This is a genomic window from Microbacterium sp. K41 (genome assembly GCF_004794395.1).
Lineage (GTDB): Bacteria > Actinomycetota > Actinomycetes > Actinomycetales > Microbacteriaceae > Microbacterium > Microbacterium sufflavum.
Genome location: NZ_SSDO01000284.1, coordinates 1 through 5,074, shown reverse-complemented (window position 1 = coordinate 5,074; position 5,074 = coordinate 1). Strand labels below are relative to the sequence as shown.

Below are 5,074 nucleotides of genomic sequence, written 5' to 3'. Positions count from 1 at the left end.
CGCGGCCTGCGCGGCGGCGGCGCGGGCGGCCACCGCGGGGTCGATCGCGGCGGCGTACCGCCCGTGCAGGATGATGCCGGTGCGCACGCCCGCCGGGTAGACCGCGCCGACCGAGACGGTCGTCCCCTCGAGCTCGTGGCGCAGCGCCTCGGAGAAGCCGCGGACGGCGAACTTGCCCAGCGCGTACGGGATGCGGCCGGCGGGAGCGGCCAGGGCGTACACGCTCGCCAGGTGCGTGATGTGGGCGGCCGGCGCGGCACGGAGCGACGGCAGCAGGGCCTTGGTGATCGACACCGTGCCCCAGAGGTTCACGTCGGTCAGCCAGCGCATCTCCTCCATGGTCAGCTGGTCGAGGTCGCCGAGCATGGACGAGCCGGCGCACGTGATCAGGGCGGTGATCCGCGGATGCACGGCGGTGATCTGCGCGGCGGTCGCGAAGACCGCGTCGTCGTCGCGGAGGTCGACCACGTGCGTCGTCACGGTGGTGCCGGCCAGCTCGGTCGCGAGGGCGTCGAGCGCGGCACGGTCGTGGTCGAGGAGGGCCAGGTGCACGCCGCGGGGAGCGAGCAGCCTCGCGATCTCGGCCCCCATGCCGTTCGCGGCGCCTGTGATGACGGTGGTGCTGCCGACCAGGTCGAGATGCTTCATCGCCGCCTCCCTGCGCGTGCGATCCGGGCGGTCGCCGACCGATGTCGGACGCCTGAGAGATGCTGGATGCCGAACCATTCTGGCCGAGACCGGGCCGCATCGATACCGGTACGCTCGTGGAGAGGAGGTGCCGGTGGGACGGACTGCGGATGCCATCGCCGAAGGCGTCGCGATCGCGACGGCCGCCGCGCGCCTCGCCGTGAAGAACCACATCCTCATCGGCACCATCGCAGAGGGCGGCGTGTTCGATCTCGACCGCTACGTCGACGACGCGCGCGAGGCCCTGCGCGCGATGGCCGAGGAGTCGGAGGAGGCGGCGGCCACCGTCACGGCGCTGCGCAAGCGGGCCAGGGGGCGGCACTCCGATCCGGTCGGCACGCACGACTACCGCGACCGCGATGTGCGCAACCTCCGTCGCCGCGCGAAGCAGTCGACCGGGGTGGCCCAGCGGCTGCGGGAGATGATGGACGACCGGCAGCAGCTCGAGGCGATCGTCGAGGAGGCGAGGGCCGCGGCATGGGCCGACGTCCGCCACAACCTCGACCGGCGGCTGCGCGTGGAGGGCATGCGACCGGAGCAGGACCCCGACTACGCGCGGATGCGCGAGGCCCGGATGCAGGCGCTGCGCCTGGTCGACCTGCAGGCGCTGTCGTCGGCGCAGCGGGCGAAGGAGAAGCGCCGCAAGAAGCAGGAGAAGGCGGCAGCGAAGGGCGACTGACCCCTCGTTTCGCTTTCGTCTCGCGACTGTTGTAGGCTGTTCTACGGCCCGCTGAGCGGGCTGGGCGCCCGTAGCTCAATGGATAGAGCATCTGACTACGGATCAGAAGGTTAGGGGTTCGAGTCCCTTCGGGCGCACACTGTGTTGAGACAGTGACGATACGGCCTCCGCTTCGGCGGGGGCCGTTTCTGCATCCCGGACGGATGTCTCAGTCCGTGTCGAGCAGGCTCGTGATCGCGGGGTCGCGGCGGGCGACGTCGGACGCCGTGGTCAGGATGACCTGCCGCATGGCGGCGACCGCGACGGCGGCGCTGACGTCGGACCGGTGGGCCAGGCTGACGGTGCGGGTCATGGCGGGGTGGGCGAGCCGCACGGACCGCAGCGTCGGCCGGTCGAACAGGACCATCGCGGGCACCACGGCGACGCCGAGCCCTCGTTCGACGAAGCGCAGCACGGAGTCCATCTCGCCGCCCTCCAGCACCAGGTTCGGCGTGAGGTCGGCGGCGCGGAAGGCGGCATCGGTCGTGGCCCGCAGCTCGTAGCTCTCGTCGAAGGCGATGAGCGGCAGGGTCGCCAGGTGGCTGAGCGGGATCGCGGGGGTGCGGGCGACCGGCGGGCGGGCGGCCGAGGAGACCACGACCAGTTCCTCCGCGAGCAACGGCGTGCGGGTGAGGCTGACCCCGGCCGGCGGAGGACCGTCGGACTGGGTGATGAGGGCCATGTCGACGGCGCCGACCGCGAGCTGCTCGACCAGGAGGCGGGAGCCGCCCTCGATCAGGTGCAGGTCGACCTCGGGGTAGGAGTCGTGGAACGAGCTGAGGGCTTCGGCGACGAGGCTGATGCACAGCGTGGGCGGTGCCCCGAGCCGCACACGGCCGCGCCGGAGCCCCGCGAGTTCGCCCATCTCGTCGCGGATGGCGTCGGCTTCGGCGAGCATGCGCTGGGCGCGGGGGAGCAGCGTCTCCCCGGCCGCCGTCAGCGCGATGTGGCCACGGGCGCGGTGGAACAGCTCGGCGCCGAGTTCGCGTTCGAGCGTGGAGATCTGTCGGCTCAGCGAGGGCTGGGCCAGGTGCAGGTGCTCGGAGGCGCGGGTGAAGTGTCCGAGGCGGGCGACTTCGACGAACCCGCGGAGTTGCTCGAGGTTCATGGCCATAGCCTACCCGTATGGTTTCCACTCGAACTATGCATTGGAGTTATTAGGTTGTCCTAACTAGCGTCGAGACCATGACTGCACCCGAACGACAGATCTCCACCACGGTCCTCGTGATCGGCACCGGCGGCTCCGGCCTGCGGGCGGCGATCGAGGTCGCCGAACACGGCGTCGACGTGCTCGCCGTGGGCAAACGCCCCCGTCAGGACGCCCACACCTCCCTCGCGGCGGGCGGCATCAACGCGGCCCTCGGCACGATGGACGCCGACGACAGCTGGCAGCAGCACGCCGCCGACACCATCAAGGAGAGCTACCTCCTGGCCAACCCGCACACCGTCGAGGTGGTGACGCGCGGCGCCGAGCGCGGCATCCGCGACCTCGAGCGCTGGGGCATGGACTTCGCCCGCGAGGATGACGGTCGCATCTCCCAGCGGTTCTTCGGCGCGCACACCTACCGTCGCACCGCGTTCTCGGGCGACTACACGGGGCTCGAGATCCAGCGCACCCTGGTCCGCAGGGCCGAGCAGCTCGACGTCCCGATCCTCGACAACGTCTACATCACCCGCCTGCTCGTGCGCGACAACGTCGTGTTCGGCGCGTACGGCTTCGACCAGGCCGACGGCACCCGCTATCTCATCCACGCCGACGCCGTGATCCTCGCGGCCGGAGGTCACAACCGCATCTGGAGGCGCACCTCCTCCCGACGCGACGAGAACACGGGCGACTCCTTCCGGCTCGCCGTCGACGCGGGCGCGCGACTGCGCGATCCCGAGCTCGTGCAGTTCCACCCCTCCGGCATCATCGAGCCGGAGAACGCGGCAGGGACGCTCATCTCCGAGGCGGCGCGCGGCGAGGGCGGCATCCTGCGCAACGCGCTCGGCGAGCGATTCATGGAGCGCTACGACCCCGAGCGGAAGGAGCTCTCCACGCGCGACCGCGTCGCCCTCGCCGCGTACACCGAGATCCAGGAGGGGCGCGGCACCGAGAACGGCGGCGTGTGGCTCGACGTGTCGCACCTGCCGCGCGAGACGATCATGACCCGGCTGCCGCGCGTCTACCAGACGATGATGGAGCTGCAGATGCTCGACATCACGACCGACCCGATCGAGATCGCCCCCACCGCGCACTATTCGATGGGCGGCGTCTGGGTGCGGTCCGAGGATCACGGCACCGATGTCGAGGGCCTCTACGCGATCGGCGAGGCGTCGAGCGGGCTGCACGGTGCGAACCGGCTGGGCGGCAACTCGCTGATCGAGCTGCTCGTGTACGGGCGGATCGTCGGTCAGGCGGCGATGGCGCACGCCGCGGGGCTCGACGCCCAGCGGCGGTCGGCGGAGGCGGTCGCGGCGGCCCGCGCCGAGATCGACGACCTGCTCGCGGCCGAGGGGCGCGAGAACGTGCGCGCCCTGCAGCGCGCGATCCGCAACCTCATGACCGAGTACGCCGGCGTGGTGCGCTCGGAGGAGGGGCTGCGGGCCGGGCTCGCCGACCTCGACCTGATCGAAGGGCGCATGGAGGACATCGGCATCCACCCGGACATCGCCGGGTTCCAGGACCTCGCCCACGCGTTCGATCTGAAGGCCTCCGCGCTCGCCGCCCGTGCCACGCTGGAGGCGGCGCGGGAACGGCGCGAGACGCGTGGCTGCCACAACCGCAGCGACTACCCCGACACCGATCCGACGCTGCAGGTCAACCTGGTGTGGTCGCCCGCGACCGGCGTCACCCGCGAGGAGATCCCGCCCGTCCCCGCCGAGATCGCCGAACTGATGCGCGACGTCGACACCGCCGGGAAGCTCGTGGAGTAACCATCTGGCCCGTCGCTCCTCCCGTCGTTCGTCAGAGCGATCCAGGGAGGAGCGACGGGGGCGTCACTGCCCCGAGGGGTCGTTCTCGCCGACCTGGGGCTGTCCGATCACGCCGATGCCGACCGCCTCGTGGTCGGGTTCGGGGTCGCCCTTCCGCTCCGGTGCCTTCGGCTCCTGGCCCGGGGCCTTCTCGGTGCTCGGCTCTTCGAGCTCCTCCGTGCTCGGCACCTCGGACGGGTCGGCGTCCTCCGGCGACTCGGCCTCCGGCGGAGTGCTCGCCTCGCCCTCGTCCGCGTCGGCGGTGGGGGCGTGCGTGGTCTGGCCCTCCGACGCCGGGGTCGGGGTGGGCGTCTGCGCCTCGGCCGAGAGCTCGTCCGTGGACTCCGGCTCGGGGGCTTCGGGTTCGGGAGTGCTGGTGGTCATGATCGTCCCTTCCTGCGCTGTCGTGCCTCCAGCGTGCCCCGCCGAGCGGCCGAGCTGAAGGGGCTTGACGGGCGGGCGGCCGGGTCCCCGACGCGCTCGGGTTAACCACGATGAACCGAGATGCCGGAACCCGGCGTAGCCTGGAGGGGTGACTGCGTACGTCTCGGCCTTCGACCTGTTCTCCATCGGAGTGGGGCCGTCGAGCTCGCACACCGTCGGCCCCATGCGCGCGGCCGTCGACTTCGCGCAGCGGCTCACGGCGTCGGGCGAGCTGGGCCGCGTCACCCGCGTCGGCTGCACGCTGTACGGCTCCCTGGGCGCGACCGGCAT

6 protein-coding genes and 1 tRNA gene are annotated in these 5,074 nt (G+C 71.8%); 4 read left to right on the top strand and 3 right to left on the bottom strand.

Translation table 11 applies throughout. The features are described from left to right. The coding region (locus DW309_RS08155; RefSeq protein WP_136045094.1) for an SDR family NAD(P)-dependent oxidoreductase at positions 1 to 648 on the bottom strand (648 nt) is incomplete at its 3' end. A 133-nt stretch (positions 649 to 781) separates the two neighbouring features. On the opposite strand from DW309_RS08155, the gene DW309_RS08150 reads away from it, so the two are divergent. Continuing rightward, a complete protein-coding gene (locus tag DW309_RS08150; RefSeq protein ID WP_136028978.1) occupies positions 782 to 1,366 on the top strand; it encodes an asparagine synthase in 585 nt (194 codons plus the stop codon). 64 nt (positions 1,367 to 1,430) lie between these two features. Continuing rightward, positions 1,431 to 1,503, top strand: a tRNA-Arg gene (locus tag DW309_RS08145). A 71-nt stretch (positions 1,504 to 1,574) separates the two neighbouring features. Here the strand turns inward: DW309_RS08145 and DW309_RS08140 are convergent. Next, positions 1,575 to 2,519, bottom strand: coding sequence for a LysR family transcriptional regulator (locus DW309_RS08140; protein ID WP_446724693.1), 945 nt, complete (start codon positions 2,517 to 2,519; stop codon positions 1,575 to 1,577). A gap of 71 nt (positions 2,520 to 2,590) precedes the next feature. Here DW309_RS08140 and DW309_RS08135 point away from each other — a divergent pair, with 71 nt between their 5' ends. Then, positions 2,591 to 4,321 (top strand): L-aspartate oxidase, encoded by a 1,731-nt coding sequence (locus DW309_RS08135; protein ID WP_136045092.1) that lies wholly within the window; start codon positions 2,591 to 2,593, stop codon positions 4,319 to 4,321. A 63-nt stretch (positions 4,322 to 4,384) separates the two neighbouring features. On the opposite strand, the gene DW309_RS08130 is transcribed toward DW309_RS08135, so the two are convergent. Continuing rightward, positions 4,385 to 4,744 (bottom strand): hypothetical protein, encoded by a 360-nt coding sequence (locus DW309_RS08130; RefSeq protein ID WP_136045091.1) that lies wholly within the window; start codon positions 4,742 to 4,744, stop codon positions 4,385 to 4,387. 148 nt (positions 4,745 to 4,892) lie between these two features. Between DW309_RS08130 and DW309_RS08125 the strand changes: the two genes are divergently transcribed. Then, positions 4,893 to 5,074: serine dehydratase beta chain (locus DW309_RS08125; RefSeq protein ID WP_275090313.1), on the top strand; the 182-nt coding region annotated here is incomplete at its 3' end.

Coding starts and splice junctions, on each gene's coding strand:
- DW309_RS08135 (WP_136045092.1), top strand. CDS start 2,591: ATGACTGCACCCGAACGACAGATCTCCACCACGGTCCTCGTGATCGGC.
- DW309_RS08130 (WP_136045091.1), bottom strand. CDS start 4,744: ATGACCACCAGCACTCCCGAACCCGAAGCCCCCGAGCCGGAGTCCACG.
- DW309_RS08140 (WP_446724693.1), bottom strand. CDS start 2,519: ATGGCCATGAACCTCGAGCAACTCCGCGGGTTCGTCGAAGTCGCCCGC.